This is a genomic window from Arthrobacter sp. 9MFCol3.1 (assembly GCF_000620385.1).
Taxonomy (GTDB): Bacteria; Actinomycetota; Actinomycetes; order Actinomycetales; family Micrococcaceae; genus Arthrobacter.
The window spans coordinates 152,633-172,002 of sequence record NZ_JIBJ01000004.1 but is presented as its reverse complement, the minus strand read 5'-3'; the positions used below and the strand labels follow the sequence as shown (position 1 = coordinate 172,002).

16 protein-coding genes are annotated in these 19,370 nt (G+C 66.3%); 5 read left to right on the top strand and 11 right to left on the bottom strand.

Features of this window, described 5'->3' with window-relative positions:
• Positions 1-79: 79 nt before the first annotated feature.
• Both C560_RS0103565 and C560_RS0103560 read left to right on the top strand, forming a co-directional pair.
• The gene (locus tag C560_RS0103565) at positions 80-1,693 is read left to right on the top strand and encodes a phospholipase D family protein (protein WP_026537150.1); all 1,614 of its coding nucleotides are present in this window, start codon (positions 80-82) and stop codon (positions 1,691-1,693) included.
• Positions 1,694-1,872: 179 nt separating this feature from the next.
• On the top strand, positions 1,873-2,328 hold the full coding sequence (locus C560_RS0103560; RefSeq protein WP_155855736.1) for a hypothetical protein: 456 nt from the start codon (positions 1,873-1,875) through the stop codon (positions 2,326-2,328).
• Positions 2,329-2,503: 175 nt separating this feature from the next.
• Here the strand turns inward: C560_RS0103560 and nrdF are convergent, their stop codons facing one another.
• The 7 genes from nrdF to C560_RS0103525 form a co-directional block, all read right to left on the bottom strand.
• Entirely contained in the window at positions 2,504-3,478 is a 975-nt protein-coding gene (nrdF, locus tag C560_RS0103555) for a class 1b ribonucleoside-diphosphate reductase subunit beta (RefSeq protein ID WP_018773326.1), read from the bottom strand.
• A gap of 90 nt (positions 3,479-3,568) precedes the next feature.
• Complete coding sequence (gene nrdE, locus C560_RS0103550) at positions 3,569-5,689, bottom strand: class 1b ribonucleoside-diphosphate reductase subunit alpha (RefSeq protein WP_026537148.1); 2,121 nt, start codon at positions 5,687-5,689, stop codon at positions 3,569-3,571.
• A 74-nt stretch (positions 5,690-5,763) separates the two neighbouring features.
• Positions 5,764-6,168 (bottom strand): class Ib ribonucleoside-diphosphate reductase assembly flavoprotein NrdI, encoded by a 405-nt coding sequence (nrdI, locus tag C560_RS0103545; protein WP_231494270.1) that lies wholly within the window; start codon positions 6,166-6,168, stop codon positions 5,764-5,766.
• Positions 6,169-6,335: 167 nt separating this feature from the next.
• Positions 6,336-6,581 (bottom strand): glutaredoxin-like protein NrdH, encoded by a 246-nt coding sequence (gene nrdH / locus C560_RS0103540; protein ID WP_018773329.1) that lies wholly within the window; start codon positions 6,579-6,581, stop codon positions 6,336-6,338.
• A 395-nt stretch (positions 6,582-6,976) separates the two neighbouring features.
• Positions 6,977-8,386 (bottom strand): class I SAM-dependent methyltransferase, encoded by a 1,410-nt coding sequence (locus tag C560_RS0103535; RefSeq protein WP_442853141.1) that lies wholly within the window; start codon positions 8,384-8,386, stop codon positions 6,977-6,979.
• On the bottom strand, positions 8,383-9,144 hold the full coding sequence (locus tag C560_RS0103530; protein WP_043422468.1) for a DUF1365 domain-containing protein: 762 nt from the start codon (positions 9,142-9,144) through the stop codon (positions 8,383-8,385). The genes C560_RS0103535 and C560_RS0103530 overlap by 4 nt, the downstream gene beginning before the upstream one ends.
• A complete protein-coding gene (locus C560_RS0103525) occupies positions 9,141-10,559 on the bottom strand; it encodes an NAD(P)/FAD-dependent oxidoreductase (RefSeq protein WP_026537144.1) in 1,419 nt (472 codons plus the stop codon). Before C560_RS0103525 ends, C560_RS0103530 begins: the two co-directional genes overlap by 4 nt.
• Before the next feature lie 329 nt (positions 10,560-10,888).
• Between C560_RS0103525 and C560_RS0103520 the strand changes: the two genes are divergently transcribed.
• Entirely contained in the window at positions 10,889-11,809 is a 921-nt protein-coding gene (locus C560_RS0103520) for a LysR family transcriptional regulator (protein WP_018773333.1), read from the top strand.
• 124 nt (positions 11,810-11,933) lie between these two features.
• On the opposite strand, the gene C560_RS0103515 is transcribed toward C560_RS0103520, so the two are convergent.
• Complete coding sequence (locus tag C560_RS0103515; protein WP_026537143.1) at positions 11,934-13,331, bottom strand: aldehyde dehydrogenase family protein; 1,398 nt, start codon at positions 13,329-13,331, stop codon at positions 11,934-11,936.
• 98 nt (positions 13,332-13,429) lie between these two features.
• Here C560_RS0103515 and C560_RS0103510 point away from each other — a divergent pair, with 98 nt between their 5' ends.
• Complete coding sequence (locus C560_RS0103510) at positions 13,430-13,936, top strand: DUF2004 domain-containing protein (RefSeq protein WP_026537142.1); 507 nt, start codon at positions 13,430-13,432, stop codon at positions 13,934-13,936.
• Between the two features lie 164 nt (positions 13,937-14,100).
• Here C560_RS0103510 and metE read toward each other — a convergent pair whose 3' ends face one another.
• Positions 14,101-16,434 carry a 5-methyltetrahydropteroyltriglutamate--homocysteine S-methyltransferase gene (gene metE, locus C560_RS0103505; protein ID WP_026537141.1) on the bottom strand — a complete coding sequence of 778 codons (2,334 nt, stop codon included), beginning with the start codon at positions 16,432-16,434 and terminating at the stop codon, positions 14,101-14,103.
• Between the two features lie 48 nt (positions 16,435-16,482).
• On the bottom strand, positions 16,483-17,484 hold the full coding sequence (locus C560_RS0103500; RefSeq protein WP_026537140.1) for a methylenetetrahydrofolate reductase: 1,002 nt from the start codon (positions 17,482-17,484) through the stop codon (positions 16,483-16,485).
• 431 nt (positions 17,485-17,915) lie between these two features.
• Between C560_RS0103500 and C560_RS0103495 the strand changes: the two genes are divergently transcribed.
• Entirely contained in the window at positions 17,916-18,113 is a 198-nt protein-coding gene (locus C560_RS0103495; RefSeq protein WP_018773338.1) for a hypothetical protein, read from the top strand.
• A gap of 18 nt (positions 18,114-18,131) precedes the next feature.
• On the opposite strand, the gene C560_RS0103490 is transcribed toward C560_RS0103495, so the two are convergent.
• Positions 18,132-19,334 (bottom strand): ROK family transcriptional regulator, encoded by a 1,203-nt coding sequence (locus C560_RS0103490; protein WP_043422466.1) that lies wholly within the window; start codon positions 19,332-19,334, stop codon positions 18,132-18,134.
• Positions 19,335-19,370 lie beyond the last annotated feature (36 nt).

Genomic DNA, 19,370 nt, shown 5'->3' with positions numbered 1-19,370 from the left:
GGTGACATTAGGCAGCACAGTCGCTACTTTGAAGACCGGACACTAGTGGCCTGGCCTCGGGCGCCGAAAGAAGGACTGAGTGGACAGTGATGCTGGTGCGTGGTTTCTGAGCCGCGCTGAGCGGGGGAATTTGGCCACGGACGTGCACGCGGGCGGCGCCGGATCGCCGCCGTGGTCGGAGGGCAATCTCGTGCTGCCCCTGATCCATGGAGCGACCTACTTCGCCCGGCTGCACGAGGAGTTGACGGCTCTGAAGGCGGGAGACCGCGTATGGTTCACCGACTGGCGTGGCGACGCCGACGAGCGGCTGCTGGCGGACGGACCGTCGATCGGCGACGTGCTCGCGGGGTTGGCCGGCGCGGGTGTGGAAGTGCGGGGCCTTGTTTGGAGATCCCACGGAGAGCGCGTGTCGGCCCCGATCAGCGGCCGATCCAATGAGCTCCTGAGTCGTCAGGTCAACGACGCCGGCGGAGAGGTGCTTCTGGATCAGCGTGTACGCCTGTTTGGCTCCCATCACCAAAAAATCTTCGTCATCCGCCGTCGTGACAATCCGTCGCGGGACGTCGCGTTCGTTGGCGGGATCGACCTTTCCCACAGCCGTCGGGACAATGCCGACCACGACGGCGACCCGCAAGCTGTGAGCATGGATTCCCGGTACGGGAAACGACCGCCGTGGCACGATGCCGCCCTCGAACTGCGTGGCCCCGTGGTGGCAGATGTGCTGGCAGTGTTCGCTGAACGGTGGAACGACCCCCATCCCTTGGACCGACGCACCCCCTACCGGATGCTGCTGCAACGACTGGCCCGTATGCCCCGGCACCCCGAACCGCTCCCGGCCTCTGCTCCTCCGCCACCACCGGCGGGCCCCCACGCGGTGCAGCTGCTGCGCACCTACGGCGTTAGGCGTCCCCCGTTTCCGTTCGCGCCTGGTGGGGAGCGCAGCATTGCCCGCGCCTACACGAAAGCCTTCGCCCGTGCCCGCTCGCTGATCTACGTCGAGGATCAGTACCTGTGGTCGAAAGAGGTTGCAGCCGGAATCGCGGAGGCCCTCGACCGGAATCCCGACCTGAACGTGATCGCCGTCGTCCCCCGTTACCCCGACGCTGATGGGCCGCTCGCAGGGCCGGCGGCCCGGATCGGGCAACTGCGTGCCATCAGCATGCTGCGTCGGGTCGCGCCCGACAGGGTCGGCGTGTTCGACCTGGAGAACCGCGCGGGAACTCCGATCTATGTCCACGCCAAGATTTGCATCATCGACGACACTTGGTTCACCTGCGGCTCAGACAACTTCAACCGCCGGTCCTGGACCAACGACAGCGAACTCACCTGCGCCGTATTCGACACGACTGTCGAAAACCGGGACGCGCCCGGCACTGACAACAGACACGACACTTTCCGGCCTTTGGCTCACGGGCTCCGGCTCCAACTCTGGGCCGAACACCTGGGCCTGGACCAGAACGATCCCCGGCTCGTCGACCCGGAGGCCGGGCTCAAACTTTGGAATACCACCGCAGACGCTCTCGACCGCTGGCATGAAGCGGGCCGGGGCGCCCCCCGACCCGCCGGACACGTGCGCCACCACACGCCAGAGCCGGTGTCGCCGCGCCAACGCCTCTGGGCAGATCCGATGAGCCGCCTCCTCATGGACCCAGACGGCCGCCCCCGCCGGCTGCGCGGCACCACCCAGTTCTAAGCACAAAGCGCTTCACGACAGTGACGGCGGGTCCTCGTCTTGTTGACTGCTTGGAAAAAGTGAATACGGAACAACTCCTTTGTTGACAGTGACCTTAGGCACCAGGAAGTTCCCTAGGCTGCTACGTTGTTCCCAGCTGGGGGCATTGGGGACTCCCTGCACTCTCGAGGGGAACTCACATGAGCACTGAATATCCACACCCGGGCTACTCAGCCATTGCAGCGGAGACTGAAGACGCCAAGCGTTCCCGTAAGGGACGGACCGGCATCGGAATCGGGCTCCTTGTAGTGGGTGCGCTCGCAGCGTTTGGCATGGTCTGGTTGTACACGCTGTACGGGCCCCTCATCGGCACCCTCAGCGAGAGCGAGAGGGCCGAAGTCGTCATATTCGACGCCCTTAATGTCCTTTTCATTCTCGCCCTGCTCGTTGGCGGGATTTGGAACATCGCAGCACGACGCAGCAAATCCCTGGCTCCCCCTATTGCGGCGCTGGCCCTGTCCGGCATCGGCCTTGCACTTGCAATCACCAACCTCCTGGACACCTTGAATACGGCGGGAATGAGGCCAAACTTTGTCGCGTTATTTCTGTACTTAGGCATCCTCGTGCAGACAATCAGGCTCGTACGGGGCCGTTGATCAGCTTCAGCCGATCTTCAGGTCCTTGGCCGGGGTTTTGCCTGGGGCCGGCTCGGCAGGTGTGGTTGGCCAACCATTGTGAGCCGTGGCCATTTGGATTGGGAAATGGAACAGAACGGCCCCACACGCGTCTGCGTGCGGGGCCGTTTCAGGACTGCTCTGAACAAGAAAGGAACTAGAAGTCCCAGTCGTCATCCTCAGTGTTGACAGCCTTGCCGATCACATACGACGAACCCGAGCCCGAGAAGAAGTCGTGGTTCTCGTCAGCGTTCGGCGACAGGGCGGAGAGGATGGCCGGGTTCACGTCGGTGACGGAGGCCGGGAACATGGCCTCGTAGCCCAGATTCATCAGTGCCTTGTTGGCGTTGTAGTGCAGGAACTTCTTGACGTCCTCGGCCAGGCCGACGGAGTCGTAGAGGTCGTGGGTGTACTGGACCTCGTTCTCGTACAGCTCGAAGAGCAGCTCGAACGTGTAGTCCTTGATCTCCTGCTTGCGCTCCTCGGACAGGCCCTCGAGGCCCTTCTGGAACTTGTAGCCGATGTAGTAGCCGTGGACGGCCTCGTCGCGGATGATCAGGCGGATCAGGTCAGCCGTGTTCGTCAGCTTGGCCCGTGAGGACCAGTACATCGGCAGGTAGAAGCCGGAGTAGAACAGGAAGCTCTCCAGCAGCGTGGAGGCCACCTTGCGCTTCAGGGGGTCGTCGCCCTGGTAGTAGTCCATGACGATCTGGGCCTTCTTCTGAAGGTTCTCGTTCTCGGTGGACCAGCGGAACGCCTCGTCGATCTCCTTGGTGGAGGCCAGCGTGGAGAAGATGGAGGAGTAGCTCTTGGCGTGCACGGACTCCATGAACGCGATGTTCGTGTAGACGGCCTCTTCGTGCGGGGTGAGGGCGTCCGGAATCAGCGAGACGGCGCCGACGGTGCCCTGGATGGTGTCCAGCAGGGTCAGGCCCGTGAACACGCGCATGGTGAGCTGCTGCTCGTCCGGGGTCAGCGTCGCCCACGACTGCACGTCGTTGGACAGCGGCACCTTCTCCGGCAGCCAGAAGTTGTTGACCAGGCGGTTCCAGACATCCACGTCCTTGTCGTCCTGGATGCGGTTCCAGTTGATCGCCTCGACGTGGCTAAGCAGCTTGACCTTTTCGGTCATGTCATCCCCTAAATGTTGGGTTTAGTTCTTAGTTAAAGCGTACGACGGCGGGCGGGCGCCCGCCGTCGTACTGTAACGATTTAGTTGAAGCTACAGCATGCAGCTGACGCAGCCCTCTACCTCGGTCCCTTCCAGCGCGAGCTGGCGCAGACGGATGTAGTAGATGGTCTTGATGCCCTTCTTCCAGGCATAGATCTGGGCCTTGTTGATGTCGCGCGTGGTGGCGGTGTCCTTGAAGAACAGCGTCAGGGACAGGCCCTGGTCCACGTGCTGCGTGGCGGCGGCGTAGGTGTCGATGACCTTCTCGTAGCCGATCTCGTACGCGTCCTGGTAGTACTCCAGGTTGTCGTTCGTCAGGTACGGCGCCGGGTAGTACACGCGGCCCAGCTTGCCTTCCTTGCGGATCTCAATCTTGGACGCCACCGGGTGGATCGAGGAGGTGGAGTTGTTGATGTAGGAGATCGAGCCGGTCGGCGGCACAGCCTGCAGGTTCTGGTTGTAGATGCCGTGCTCCATGACGGAGGCCTTCAGCTCGCGCCAGTCATCCTGCGTGGGGATGTGGATGTTCTTGAACAGCTCCGCGACCTTCTCGGTCTGCGGGACCCATTCCTGCTCGGTGTACTTGTCGAAGAACTCGCCCGAGGCGTACTTGGACTTCTCGAAGCCGCCGAAGGTCTGGCCGGTCTGGATGGCCAGCAGGTTGGAGGCGCGGACCGCGTGGAACACCACCGAGTAGAAGTAGATGTTGGTGAAGTCCAGGCCCTCTTCGGAGCCGTAGTGGACCCGTTCGCGGGCCAGGTAGCCGTGCAGGTTCATCTGGCCGAGGCCGATCGCGTGGCTCTGGTCGTTACCGCGGGCAATCGAGGGCACCGAGGTGATGTTGGACATGTCCGAGACGGCCGAGAGCGACCGGATGGCCGTTTCGATGGTCAGGCCGAAGTCCGGCGAGTCCATGGTCTTGGCGATGTTCAGCGAGCCCAGGTTGCAGGAGATGTCCTTGCCGGTCTGGTCGTAGGACAGGTCATCGTGGTACGTCGTGGGCTGGGAGACCTGGAGGATCTCCGAGCACAGGTTGGACATGATGATCTTGCCGTCGATCGGGTTTTCCCGGTTCACGGTGTCCTCGAACATGATGTACGGGTAGCCGGATTCGAACTGGATCTCGGCGAGGGTCTGGAAGAACTCGCGCGCCTTGATCTTGGTCTTCTTGATCCGGGAATCGTCCACCATCTCGTAGTACTTCTCGGTGACCGAGACGTCGGAGAACGGCATGCCGTAGACCTTTTCGACGTCGTACGGGGAGAACAGGTACATGTCCTCGTCCCGCTTGGCCAGCTCGAAGGTGATGTCCGGGATGACGACGCCGAGCGAGAGGGTCTTGATGCGGATCTTCTCGTCCGCGTTCTCGCGCTTGGTGTCCAGGAAGCGGTAGATGTCCGGGTGGTGCGCGTGCAGGTACACCGCGCCGGCACCCTGGCGGGCGCCGAGCTGGTTGGCGTAGGAGAAGCTGTCCTCGAGGAGCTTCATCACGGGGATGACGCCGGAGGACTGGTTCTCGATCTGCTTGATCGGCGCGCCGACCTCGCGGATGTTGGTCAGCGCGAAGGCGACGCCGCCGCCGCGCTTGGAGAGCTGCAGCGCGGAGTTGATGGACCGGCCGATCGACTCCATGTTGTCTTCGATGCGGAGCAGGAAGCAGGAGACCAGCTCGCCGCGCTGGCGCTTGCCGGCGTTCAGGAACGTCGGGGTGGCCGGCTGGAAGCGGCCCTCGATGATCTCGTCCACCATCTGGGTGGCGAGCTTCTCGTCGCCGCGGGCCAGGTGCAGGGCCACCATGCAGACGCGGTCCTCGTAGCGCTCCAGGAAGCGCTTTCCGTCGAACGTCTTCAGCGTGTAGGAGGTGTAGAACTTGAACGCGCCGAGGAAGGTCTCGAAGCGGAACTTCTTCTTGTACGCGCGGTTGTAGAGCTCGCGGATGAAGTTCATCGTGTACTGGTCGAGGGTTTCGCGCTCGTAGTACTCGTTCTTAACGAGATAGTCGAGCTTTTCCTCGAGGTCGTGGAAGAACACGGTGTTGTTGTTCACGTGCTGCAGGAAGTACTGGTGCGCGGCCTCGCGGTCGGCCTCGAACTGGATCTCCCCGTTGGGGCCGTAAAGGTTCAGCATGGCGTTCAGCTCGTGGTAGCCCAGGCCCTTGTAGGCGGCCGGCATCTCGTGCTTCTTCTGCTGTTCCTGCTTCTCAACAGCGGCGGCGCCGGTGCCGGCGTGCAGGCCTGCGCCCTCAGTTACTGCTTTGTCTGCGACAGTCGTGTCCAAAACTCTTCCAATCCTTGTTGTACGCGGTTGACGTCTTCCGGCGTCCCCATGAGTTCGAAGCGATATAGGTGCGGGACCTTGCATTTGGTGGCGATGATGTCGCCTGCCATGCAGTAGTTGTCCCCGAAATTGGTGTTTCCTGCGCCGATCACTCCGCGGATCAGCTTCCGGTTGCCCGGATCGTTCAAAAACCTGATGACCTGCTTTGGAACAGATCCCTCTCCCCCGGTGCCGCCGTAGGTCGGGAGCAACAAAACGTAGGGCTCCCGGGCCACCAGCGGAGCGTCCCTCGGGTAGAGGGGGATCCTGGCGGCGTCGACGCCCAGCTTCGCTACGAAGCGTGCGGTGTTCTCGGAGGTGGAGGAAAAGTAGATGAGCCGGCAGTGCGTTGTGGTGGCCGGTGCTGCCGTGCTGACCGCTTCCCCGCTGTCAGCCGTGGCAGCCACCCGATCTTCAGTTTTTACAGCCACGGTGGTCACCTCATCTACCGTGAATTCTTGCCTGGTAGCGGCGTCCTGGGCTTTTCAGGCGACAGGGCGTTTCAGGCTACAGCGACGGCGGCAGCCTGTGCCAGTTCTTCGATCTTGTCCGGGCGGAAACCTGACCAGTGGTCCTGGTCGGTGACGACAACGGGGGCCTGCATGTAGCCCAGGGACTTCAGGCGCTCAAGGGCTTCCGCGTCCTGGGAAATGTCGACGCTCTGGTAGGCGATGCCCTTCTTGTCCAGCGCGCGGTAGGTCGCGTTGCACTGAACGCAGGCCGGCTTTGTGTAAACCGTAACGGTCATGGTCCTGTCCCCTTTGTTGAAGTCTTCTGTGGAGCGCAATCCCGGCTCCGGATGTCCCGCGCTGATGCTCTGCTGGAACTGTATGTCGATACTACATGTAGTGCAAGAGCCTCATGTGGACCCCAAGATGATGTATTACAAGTATGTCATTTAACCCACCTTTAATCCACAGGAGGGTGCCCTCCAAATGTCCGGATTTCCGCCATTTTCGCGGACGAAATCCACACCCTGTGGAGTAGTTAGCCACATTAATCACCCCCGCGTGTCGCACCGCAGACGGCGTGTCGCGCGCCGCCGCGGGGACCCGGATCGGTGGCGCCGACCACTACATCTGGTGTCCGGGCACACGAAAGAGGCGGGCACCGTGGTGCCCGCCTCTTTGGTTCGTGATTGTTCTAACAGCCGTCGAGCACGATCTGCTGCACGTCGAGGTAGCCCGTTTCAAACCCGGCCCGGGAGTAGCAGAGGTAGAACAGCCACATCCGCTGGAAGACCGCGTCGAAGCCCATGGCCCCCACCTCGTCTTCGCGGGCCATGAACCGCTCCTCCCAGAGCCGCAGCGTCTGGGCGTAATGCTCACCCATGGCGAGGCGTTCGCGCACGCGCAGTCCGGTCTGCTTCGCCGTGATGTCCTCAATGGCGCGGACGGACGGAATAACCCCGCCCGGGAAGATGTACTTGTGCACCCAGGTGTAGCTGGTGCGGGTGGCCATGAGCCGGTCGTGGGCGATCGTGATGGCCTGGATGGCCACCTTGCCGCCCGGGGCCAGGACCCGCTCGATGGTCTGGAAGTACGTGGCCCAGTATTCGAAGCCGACGGCCTCGATCATTTCGACCGAGACGACGGCGTCGTACTCGCCTTCCACGGCGCGGTAGTCCTTGAGCTCGATCGTGACGGCGTCGGCGTAGCCGGCCTCGGCCACGCGCTGGCGGGCCAGTTCCTGCTGCTCGCTGGAGAGCGTGACGGAGTAGACGCTGGCGCCGCGGGCGGCGGCTCGCAGGGCGAGCTCTCCCCAGCCGGTGCCGATTTCCAGGACCCGGGTGCCTTCCTTCACGCCGGCCTTGTCCAGCAGCCGGTCAATCTTGGCCTGCTGCGCGGCGGCCAGCCCGTCCCAGGCCACGTTCCGCAGGGCGTCGCCGCTTTCCGGGAAGAGGGCGCTGGAGTACGTCATGGTGCTGTCCAGGAAGGAGGCGAAGAGCTCGTTGGAGAGGTCGTAGTGCCGCGAGATGTTGGAACGGGTGTTCTTCTCCGTGTTCCGTTCCCTGCGCGGCTGGCGCGGCAGGTACAGGCCGCGCAGCTTCTGCAGCGGCTCGGGAACGAGCGTGCCGACGCGGGAGGCAAAGACCTCCATGACGGCGGTGAGGTCATCGGCGTCCCAGTCGCCGGCCATGAAGGACTCGCCCAGGCCGATCAGACCGCCGTCGCCGAGGCGGGTGGCGAAGGCGTCGGGCCGGTTGATGGTCATGACGGGATAGGCGGGCGCCTCGTCCGTGGGAGCTTTGCCCAATACTGTGCCGTCCGGGTACCGGACTTCCAGCGGCAGCCTGCGCACGGCCGCCTTGAAGATGGCGTCCGCGGCGCGTCCGGCCACGCGGGCCTTGAGGCTCGATGGCACCGTGGCGATGCTGGGCCAGATGGCGGCGTCGATGGTGGCGGGAGGCTGGGGAACGGTGTACGGCACCCTGCTGTTGACGAGCCCGCTGTTCACGGCGCTGCCGGTAACTGCGCTGCCGTTTATGGCGCTGCTGCGCGTGGTGCCCTGTGCCCGTCCCGTACCGGATCCGGTCGCTTCGGTCATTGTCACTGAACTGCCTCCTGTGAAGGGTGGTGTGGTTTCTTGATGATGGGCAGGCGGCGCGCCCACAGCTTGATGCCCTGCCATCGGATCTGTGCCGCGACACGCAGCGGGGCCGCGGGGACTGCGAGCGCCGCGGACACGATGTTCCGCACGCTCGCTTCGTGCCGGACGCCGTCCATGGTGGCAATGAAGGGCTGCTGGCCCTCCCGTTCCAGGACGATCGATACGGCGAGCCGTTCGCCGGGTTCGGGGAGCTTCATGTGGTATTCGCCGTCGACGTCGTTGAACGGCGAGACGTAGAACGCCTTCGGCACGCTCGCCCTGCCCGTGGCGTCGGTTTCGAGGAGGTAGCAGTGCCGCTCCCCGTACGTGTTGTGGACCTCGGCGACGACGCAGCGCAGCTCGCCGGAGGCGCTGTGGCACCAGAACACGCTCAGCGGGTTGAACACGTGCCCGAACACCCGGGCGCTGGCAAGCATGGTGATGCGTCCGCCGTCGAGCGTGATGCCCTGGGTGGCGAGGTAGCTTTCCATGTTGCCGCGCAGGGTGCCGGACGGATCGCCGAGGTGGTCCTCCACCCGGAAGCCGGCCAGCGGCCGGAGCAGGCGCGGCAGCTGCGGGAGGTGGTCGACGTCGACGTACCAGCTGTAGCTGCGGTAGGTGAACGCGTTGCGCAGCGGGGTGCGCCGCACATGGGCGATGGCGGTGCGGTAGATGGCCGCGCCGTGGAGGTCGGCCGGGTGGATGGTGGCCGGCGCGCTCATGGCACGTCCACCGTGGCCGGCTCAGCTGAAGCCGGCTGAACTGCGGGCGCGAAGTCCGGGTCCACAGCCACCGTGCCGATGCTAACTGGGAGCTGGTCCCAGTCGCGGCCGAGCCGGGCGGCGGCTTTGAGGCCGGACAGGGCGCCGTCCTCGTGAAATCCCCAGCCGTGGTACGCGCCGGCGAAGGCCAGCCGCCCGTCGCCGAGTGCGAGGATCCGCTGCTGCGCCGCGAGCGACTCCGGCGTGTACTGCGGGTGCTCGTAGACCATCCGGTCCAGGACCGTGGCGTCGTCGATCAGCTCGGATTCGCCGAGGCTGACGATGTACCGGCCGCCGTCGACGGGTTCCAGCCGCTGCAGCCGGGTCATGTCGTAGCTGACCAGGACCTTGTCCGGCCGGGCGTCGCAGGACGGCAGCCGGTAGTTCCAGGAGGCCTGGGCGTTGGGGCTGGCCGGCAGCACGGCCTCGTCACGGTGGAAGAGCGTCTGGTTCACCGAGTACGGCATGCCGCCAAGGGCGGCCCGCTCGGCGGCCGAGGCGTCGGTGAGCATGCGCAGGGCCTGCGCCGGGTGGGTGGCGATGACGACGGCGTCAAAGGTCTCGCGCACGGTCCCGGCGCCGAGAGCGGACGTGACGTCGACGCCGTCGGCGTGCCGGTGCACCGCGGTGACCGGGCTGGCGAGCCGGATGTCCGGCAGGGTCGCGGCGAGCTTGTCGACGTAGCTGCGCGAGCCGCCGGTGACGGTCCGCCATTGCGGCGAGCCTTTGATCCCGAGCAGGCCGTGGTGGCCCAGGAAGGTGAACAGGTAGCGGGCCGGGTAGGCCAGCGCAGTGGTGGGGTCGCAGGACCACACGGCGCTGACCACCGGGGTCATGAAGTGCGAGATGAAGTAGCTGCTGAACTTCTCCCGCGCCAGGAACTCCCCCAGGGTGAGCTCGTGACCGTCGGCTGCCGTGTCGGTGGCGGGTTCGGCCAACAGGGCACGTGCCCGGCGGTGGAACCGGGTGACTTCCAGCAGCATCCTCAGGTAGCGGCCGCGCAGCAGGGTGGATGGCCGGGGAATGATCCCGCTCCCCTTCGCCCGTGCGCCGGCGTATTCCAGGCCGCAGCCGTCGCAGCGGACGGACATGCTCATTTCGGAGTCCTGGGTTTCGACGCCGAGCTCGGCGAACAGGCGCAGGAGCGTGGGATACGTCCGCTCGTTGTGGACGATGAAGCCGGTGTCCACGCCCAGGGTGGGCCCGTTCTGCTGCGGCACATCGTGGGTGTGGGCGTGGCCGCCGAGCCGGGAGTCGGCCTCGAAGAGCGTTACCCGGTCCTGCCCGTTCAGCACGTACGCGGCGGTCAGCCCCGCCACTCCGCTGCCGATGACGGCTACCCGCCGGCCTGCCGGAATCCCTGCTGCTTGCGACACTGATCTGCTCCTGTTGTCTGGCCCGAAGTCTCTTATGGGCAATTCGTGGCCGCTGGGCGGCCGGATGAGTATGAATCTGGGATTTTTTAGTTCTGCTGTCAGACCGTCGCCAGTGACGCCATCGTCCGTCCCTTGGGTTGGGTTCCTCGGATTCTCCTGCATCGGCCCGGCCGCGCAGCGCAGACATTCCGTGTAGTCCCTCCGGCAGACATATCGGCAGATTTACCGGCAGACATCTCGGCACGGCGGCCGGAGGGCCGGATATGCCACAATGAAGCGGGAAATCCGGTCCCGTCTCCGTGGACCCGCAACCAGGCGAAGGGCAGCCCTTGATCAACCCCGTCCATCTCCGGACCCTTGTGGAAGTGATCCGGCTTGGATCGTTTGCGGCCGCCGCCACCCGCCTTGGCTACACGGCCTCGGCCGTCTCCCAGCAAATGTCGGCCCTGGAACGCGACACCGGCGTCACCTTGTTCCAGCGCGCGGCCCGCAGCATCCAGCCGACCGAAGCCGCCGTCGTGATGACCCGGCACGCCGCCAAGGTGTTGACGGACATCGAGACGCTGATGGCCGCCGCCTCCCGGGCGCAGGAAAGCCCCAGCCAGGAACTGCGGCTGGGCATCTTCCCGAGCCTCGCCACCTATGTGCTGCCGCCGATCCTGCAGAACCCGGCCTGGAAGAAGCTCGGCATCGACCTGCGGGTCTCGGTCGCCGAACCGGCCCAGACCATCCAGGGGCTGCGGACCGGCGGCGAACTCGACGTCGCCCTGGTGTACCAGGTGGGACAGTCCGGCCTCGCCTGGCCGCACACCGTGGACCGGCAGTGGATCGGCGACGACGACTTCCGCGTGGTCCTGCCGGCGGCCTGGGGCATCGGCACGGATTCCAAGGTGGCCGCACCGCACCTCTCGGACATGCCCTGGATCATGCACCACCCGGGCACGTCCGATGCCACGGTGATCGAACGGCTCTTCGCGAGCTGCAACCTGCACCCCCGCGTGGTGGCGTACAGCGATGACTTCCACGCCAGCCTGGAGATGGCCGCCGCCGGGCTCGGAGCCGCGCTGGTCCCAGAGCTCGCCTTGCGGCACCGGCCGGCCGGCGTGGTGGTCCTCGATGTGCCGGAGATCCGGCTGGCACGGAATGTTTTCGCCCTGCTGATCAACGAGAAGCGGACGGCCCAGGTCCAGCTGTTCGTGGAGCTGCTGGCCGAGACGATGCACCGGCTCGGGACCGCACGCAAGGACTGAGTTGAAGGGCCTGGGCTCAAGGGGCCGAAGCGAAAGGCCTGGGCTGAATGGCCGGCAGCGGTGGGCCGACGTCGGCTGGGAGGACGAAGGGGACGGCGTGGAGGCCGGTCAGCCCGGCGGGCGTTCAGCGCTTCCTGGCCCGCTTCCCGACCGGCGCCACCAGCGCGTCGATGATCCGGTGCTTGGTCCGGGTGTACGGCGGGTAGATCGCTTCCAGCGTGTCCGGCCACAGCGGCTTGTCCAGGGTGGGGCGCTCATGCGAGAACGTCCGCACCGAATGTTCCCCGTGGTAGGCCCCCATGCCGCTGCCGCCGACCCCGCCGAACGGAAGCCCGGGGACGGACAGGTGGGCCGCCGGAACGTCGAAGCACAGCGCCCCGGACGAGGTCCGCCCGGCGAAGGCGCGGCGCGTCTGTGGATCCTTGCTGAAGACGTAAAGTGCCAGCGGCTTGGCGCGCCCGTTGACCTCCTCGATGGCCGCGTCGAGCCCGTCCACAGGCACCAGTGGCAGCAGCGGTCCGAAGATTTCTTCCGCCATGACGGCGTCGCCGGGCGCCGGCCGCAGCAGGGTCGGCGCAAAGTAGCGGCTGGCGGCGTCGCGCTGTCCTCCGTGCACCACCGTGCTGGCGTCCGCCAGGGCAGCGAGCCGTGCGAAGTGGCGGTCATCGACAATCCGGCCGTACGACGGGCTCGCCGCCGGGTCCGGTCCGAAGAGCGCCGTAACGGCCTTGATCAGCTCGGCCTGCAGCGGCTCCAGGACCTCCTCCCGGGCCAGGACGTAGTCGGGTGCGACGCACGTCTGCCCGGCGTTCATGAACCGGCCCCAGGCGATGCGTTTGGCCGCCGTGGCCAGGTCCGTGGACGCGTCGACGTAGGCCGGGGATTTGCCGCCGAGTTCCAGGGTCACCGGGGTCAGGTGCTCGGCCGCCGCGCGCAGCACCACCTTGGCCGCGGTTTCTCCCCCGGTGAAGAAGATGTGGTCGAAGCGTTCGGCCAGGAGCGCCGTGGTCTCCGGGATGCCGCCCTCAACCACCTCGGCGGCGCCGGCCAGGTATTCGGGAATCCAGCGGGCCAGCGCCGCCGAGGTGGCCGGGGCGTGTTCGCTCGGCTTGAGCACCACGGTGTTTCCCGCGGCCAGGGCGCCGGCGAGCGGGGCGAGCAGCAGTTGCAGCGGGTAGTTCCACGGCCCGATCACCAGCACCACGCCCAGCGGGGTGAGTTCGGTCCAGGCCCGGGCCGGGCGCACTGCCAAAGGCACCGGCACACGGCGGGGCCGCAGCCAGCCTTCGAGGTGCCGCTCCAGGTGCGCCACCTCGGCGTCTACGAACCCGATCTCCGCCAGCTGCGCCTCGGTGTGGTGCTTGCCCAGATCGCGGGCGAGGGCTCCGGCGAAGTCCGCGTGCCGCTCCGCGAGCATGCGCCGCAGCCGGCGCAACTGATCCAGCCGCCAGGTGAGCGGACGGGTGGTCCCGGCGTCGAACGCGGCCCGGGCACGGATGACGGGTGAGATTACATGCTGCATCCGATCAATGTACAGTCATGCGGCCGTCCGCTGGTCAGGCACCGGATAAAACCCTCCCAACGCTGGAATGGTCCGGTTTTCAGGACTATGTTGAAGATATGAACAAGGTAGCGAGCAAGCACTTCGGCGAGGTCGAGCTCAACCACGGACGGGAGCATAATCTCACCGCCACGCATGAGCTGGCGGGCCAGACCGTGGAGCTTGACCTGAATGTCAACGCGCATGACCATTTTGATGAAGCCGCCATGCATAAAGTTGACTACCGCCTGCGCTTCCTGCCCGAACTCGTGGACCAGGTCCGCGAAATGATCGCCGAGGAATTGGACCAGGAAGGCACCAGCCCGCAGGAGTACCGCCACTTCCATTGCAACGCGATCAAGGACGAACACCTCAAAAAGGTCTTCGGCGTCGAGGACAAGAGCCAGCTGACTGACGAGGTCTTCCTCAAGGCGCTCAAGCTCGGCCACGTGGGCATCTACCCCGGCCAGCCGGAACGCTACTTCGTCCTCGATTTCACGCTGGGCCAGCACTTCACCGACGAGGTCCTCGTCGCTTCCGCGGATGAGGACGGCGTCGTCGACGACGAAATCCTCTGGGAGTCCTGACTCGGGAATCCCGGGTCGCTGCGAATCCTGCGTCGGTTGCTCCATAGATGCCCTTCTGGGCGCTCAAAACGGCGGCTGCTCAGCAATCGATGATCAAGAACGTACGACGCCGGCCGGCCACCTTGCGAGGGTGGCCGGCCGGCGTCGTTTGTGCGTGGAGCGGACTACTTGGCGGCTGAGAGCAGCTCGGCGCGGACCGTCCTGGTGGCGGTGACCAGGTTGCGCAGGGACTCTTCCGTCTCGGCGTAGCCGCGCGTCTTCAGGCCGCAGTCCGGGTTGACCCAGAGCTGGCGGGACGGGACGTGCTTGACGGCGGTGCTGAGCAGTTCGGTGACTTCCTGCTCGCCCGGGACGCGGGGCGAGTGGATGTCGTAGACGCCCGGGCCCACGCCGCGGCCGAAGCCGTGGGACTCGAGGTCGTGGACGACCTCCATGCGGGAGCGGGCGGCCTCGATCGAGGTGACGTCGGCGTCGAGGCCGTCGATCGCGTCGATGATGGCGCCGAACTCGGAGTAGCACAGGTGCGTGTGGACCTGGGTGGCGTCCGCGGCGCCGGCGGTGGCGAGCCGGAAGGACTTCACCGACCAGTCCAGGTACGCGGCCTGGTCGGCCTTGCGCAGCGGCAGGAGCTCGCGGAGTGCCGGCTCGTCCACCTGGATGACCTTGATGCCGGCCGCCTCGAGGTCGGCGATCTCGTCGCGGAGGGCCAGTGCCACCTGGTTGGCGGTCTCGCCCAGCGGCTGGTCGTCGCGGACAAAGGACCAGGCGAGGATGGTGACCGGGCCGGTGAGCATGCCCTTCATCGGCTTGCTGGTCAGGGACTGCGCGTACTCGGCCCACTTCACCGTGATCGGGGCGCTGCGCGTGACATCGCCCCACAGGATGGACGGGCGGGTGCAGCGCGAGCCGTAGGACTGGACCCAGCCGTGGACGGTGACGTCGAAGCCTTCGAGGTTCTCGGCGAAGTACTGGACCATGTCGTTGCGCTCGGGCTCGCCGTGGACCAGGACGTCGAAGCCGAGCTCTTCCTGCAGCTGAACGACGCGCTTGATCTCGTCCTTCATGAGCTGCTCGTACTGCTCCGTGGTGAGGTCGCCGCGGTTGGCGCGGGCGCGGGCGGTGCGGATTTCCGAGGTCTGCGGGAAGGAGCCGATGGTGGTGGTGGGCAGCGGCGGCAGGTGCAGCGCCTTCTCCTGGGCCGCCTCGCGGACGGCGTAGGCGGAGCGGTCGAAGTCGGCGCCGGTCAGGGCGGCGGTGCGGGCCCGGACGTCGCCGCGGCGGACGCCCTCGGCCTCGGCGCGGGAGGCGATGACGCGGGTGGCCTCGTCGATGGCGGGCTGGACGGCTGCTTCGTCGGTCAGCAGGCCGGCGAGGGTGACGACTTCAACGGCCTTCTGGTCGGCGAAGGCCAGCCAGCTGCGCAGCTGCGCGGAGAGCTGGACTTCCTCGTCGACGTCGTGCGGGACGTGCTGGGTGGAGGTGGAGGTGCTGATGGCCAGCTTGGCCACCGACGTCTTCAGTTCGGCGATCTTCTTCGCGGAGGCGGCGAGGTCGTTGCGCCAGATGTTGTGGCCGTCCACGACGCCGGCGACGAGGGTCTTGTTGCCCAGCGCGGCCAGGGCCGCGGCGGACGGGACCTCGCCCTTGAAGACGTCCAGGTGCAGGGCGTCGATGCCGGTGGCGGCAAGGGTGCCGAGCTGGCCGTTGAGTGCGCCGTACGGGGTGGAGACGAAGAGCTGCGGGCGCTGGGCCGCGGCGGCCAGGGCCTCGTAGGAGCGGGCGACGGCGGCCTGGATTTCCACGGCCGGGGTGTCCTGGTCCACCACGAGGGCGGGCTCGTCGAGCTGGACCCAGCTGGCGCCGCCGGCGGCGAGCTTCTGAAGCAGCGCCGTGTAGACCGGGAGGACGTCCTCCAGGCGGGACAGCGGGCTGAAGCCGGCCGGGGCGTCGTCGGAGGCCTTGCTCAGCAGCAGGAACGTGACCGGGCCGACGATGTACGGGCGGGTCTCGACGCCGTTGGCGAGGGCGTACTCGAATTCCTCGACGATCCGGTTGGAGGTCAGCGCAAAGTTGGTCTCCGGACCGATTTCCGGCACGAGGTAGTGGTAGTTGGTGTCGAACCACTTGGTCATTTCCAGCGGCTGCTGGTCCTTGTTGCCGCGGGCCAGGGTGAAGTAGCCGTCGATGTCGAGCTGGCCCTGCGCGTTGAGGAGGTTCCCGAAGCGGGCCGGCACGGCGCCGAGGTGGGCGGCGGCGTCGAGCACCTGGTCATAGTAGGAGAAGGTGCCGGGGACGGCTGCGGCTTCGGTCAGGCCCAGGCCCTGGAGGCGCTTGGCGGTGCCGAGCTGGATTTCCTTGGCGGCAGCGTCCAGTGCTGCGGCGTCGATTTTGCCGGCCCAGTAGGCCTCGACGGCCTTCTTGAGTTCGCGGCGGCGGCCGATGCGCGGGTAGCCGAGGATCGAGGCGGACGGGAAGGGGGTGATGGGAAGTTCAGTCATGGGAAGTCCTTGGTGTTGGTGGTTCTGTACGGAGGGAAGTTGTTGTGCCTAGCTGGCGAGCTGGCCGCTGGCGGCGCCCCGGGATGCGCTGATGCGGCCGGCGCCGTGCCGGTTGCCGCTGTTCTTGTTGCCGCTACGCGGACGGGGCAGTGCGAGCTTGTCCAGCACGTCCAGGGCCGCGGCGTGCTCATTGAACGTGTAGAGGTGGATGCCGGGGGCTCCGGCGTCCAGGGCTGCGTTGGCGAGATCAACGGTGGCGCTGACCCCGATCCGGGTCCGCTCGGCGTCGGTATCGGCAGCCGCGAGGCGTTCGATGAGTTCCGGGGCCGGTTCCACGCCGGTCAGTTCGCCGAGCCGGGCGAGCCGCCGGAGGCTGGTCAGCGGCATGACCCCGGGAATGATCGGGATGGTCACCCCGGCCCGGCGGGCCCGCGCCAGGAGGTCGGCGTACTGTTCGGTGTGGAAGAAGACCTGGGTGATGGCGAAGTCGGCGCCGGAGCGCTGCTTGGCCAGCAGGACCTCGACGTCGTGCGCCTCACTCGGGGATTCCGGGTGCCGGGTCGGGTAGGCGGCGACGCCGACCGCGACCCTGCCGGCGCACAGCAGTGCCGAGCGGCGCTGCTCCACGCGGCGGATGAGCTCGATCAGGTCCTGGGCGTACCGGAGCGATCCCGGCGGCGGGGTTTCTCCGTCTTTGGGCCGGTCGCCGCGGAGGGCGAGGATGCCGCGGACGCCGACGTCGAGCAGTTCGCCGATGATCTCCGCCAGCTCCTGCGGGGAATTCCCCACGCAGGTCAGGTGGGCCAGGGGCCGCAGCGTCGTTTCCTGCACGAGCCGGTTGACGAGATCGACGGCGGTGCTGCGGTTGGAGCCGTTGGACCCGTAGGTCACGGACACGTAGTCCGGGTCCGTGGCTTCCAGTTCGCCGATGGTGGTCCAGAGGGATTCGGCGGCTGCGGGCGACCGCGGCGGGAACAGCTCGTAGGACAGCGCAACAGGGGCCGCGCCGGCAAGATTGGGATGGGTATCGATAAGGCTTGGAGGTGACATTTGCGTCCTTGGCTTTGAACACTGCCGCCGGGAGATCCGGAATCCCGGAGGACCGGAACCAGAAACGGAAACTCCGTCGTCAGTGAATTGAGTTTGGGGAACACGGAGGGAACTTCAGCAGGGCGCAGCCGCGACTGTTACGCCTGATACGAAGTTGTCCGTGAGCAAATGTCAGGCCCACATGGGGGCACCCACACCCTCCTGGGCCGCCCGGGGGGCAGCTTTCAGCGGAGGATCGCTGACACGTTACTGAGGTAACTTGTATAGAACTCTAAGACCCGGCCGGGGGGCCCTTCAAGTCGGCGCCCGAATTAAGACGCACCTTTACGGCCGTTTGCGGTGCCGGGCAGAATAATGTTCGCCCAAGGCGCCATTTTCGCCCCGCGCGGCCCGCCCTCCCCATCGGACCCGGGCAGGACTATCCTGTTGCCATGATTCAGCTTCCAGCCAGCTACCAGCAGTACCTCGCCGGCAAGAGCGAGAGCTTCATCAACACCGTCCGGCCAGTCCTCATGCAGTCGGCCGCAGAGAGGTTGCACGGGGTCCGGATTCTCGTGCTTCCGCATGGCCACCAGGCGCATCTGGATGACACCATCCCGTATGGGACGGTGGTTGAGGACATCGACTGACGTCCGGTCAGCCCCTGTTTAGTCCCCCAGGAGCAGCCGCTGGGAGCGCGGGGCCAGCGTGTGTTCGAGCACCAGGCAGGCCGCACCGACGGCGCCGACGTCCTCGCCTACCCCTGTGCCCACGACTTCGATCCCATGGATCCTCCGGGTGGCACTGTTCGCCTCGACGAGCCCGGGGACCAGCTCAAGGTAGGCCGCTGAGAGGCATGTCCAGAACGGGCCGCCGAACACTACCCGGTCCACGTCCAAGGCGTTGGTGACGACCGACACCGCACGGGCCACGAACACTGCGGATCCTCGAATGATTTCCTTGGCCTCGTCGTTGCCGGCGTCGGCGATCGCGCACAACTCGGCGAACCGTTCCTGAACTGCCGGTGCGCTCCTGTCCTGGAGTGAACCATCCAATATCCCGGCCGCCTCGGCCTGCGCCACGAGGACCTGCGGGATGGCGGAGGACTTCACGCAGCCGTGCTGCCCGCAGTCACAGAGGGCGCCGCCCGGGTCGACGACGATGTGTCCGATTTCCCCGGCGTTGCCCGAGGTCCCGCGGACGACTTCGTCATTGAGGACGATCCCGCAGCCGATCCCGGTCCCCATATACATGAAGACAAAGCTGCCCTCGCCGCTGGGGCCGCCGGCCCAGGTTTCGGCCACGGCTGCGCTGGTGACGTCCTTGTCCATGAGTGTGGACAGGCCCGTGGCTTCCGCGAGGGCATCCCGCAGCCCCACGTGGTCCCAGCCCGGCAGCAGCGGCGGGTCCACGACGGCGCCCTCGTTGAGGTCGATGGGGCCCGGCGACGCAACTCCGAGCCCGGCGATCCGGTCCGGATCCACCCCGGAGTCCAGGATGAGCCTCTTGATTTCGCCCGCGATGGTGTCGATGACAGCCCTGGGGTCGGTGCCGGGCGGGGTGGTGATCCGTGAGTGCCGGACGACGGCGCCGAGCAGGTCCAGCACGACGAACGTGAGGACGGCCGGGTCCAGGTGGACGCCCACGGCATACATCCCCGCGGGATTCAGCCGGAGCATGGTCCTGGGCTTGCCCGGCCCGGTGCCTTCCTTGCCTGCCTCGACGATCAGGTGCTGGTCCAGCAGGCGGCGGGAAATGTTGGAGATGGTCTGCGGCGAGAGTCCGACAATCTGGGCGAGTTCCACCCGGCTGAGCCCGCCCGGCGTGCGGCGGATGGCGTCCAAGATGACCGTGAGGTTGAAGTCGCCCATCTTCGGTAGGTTGGTCCCTCGCCTCGGCGAGGGTTG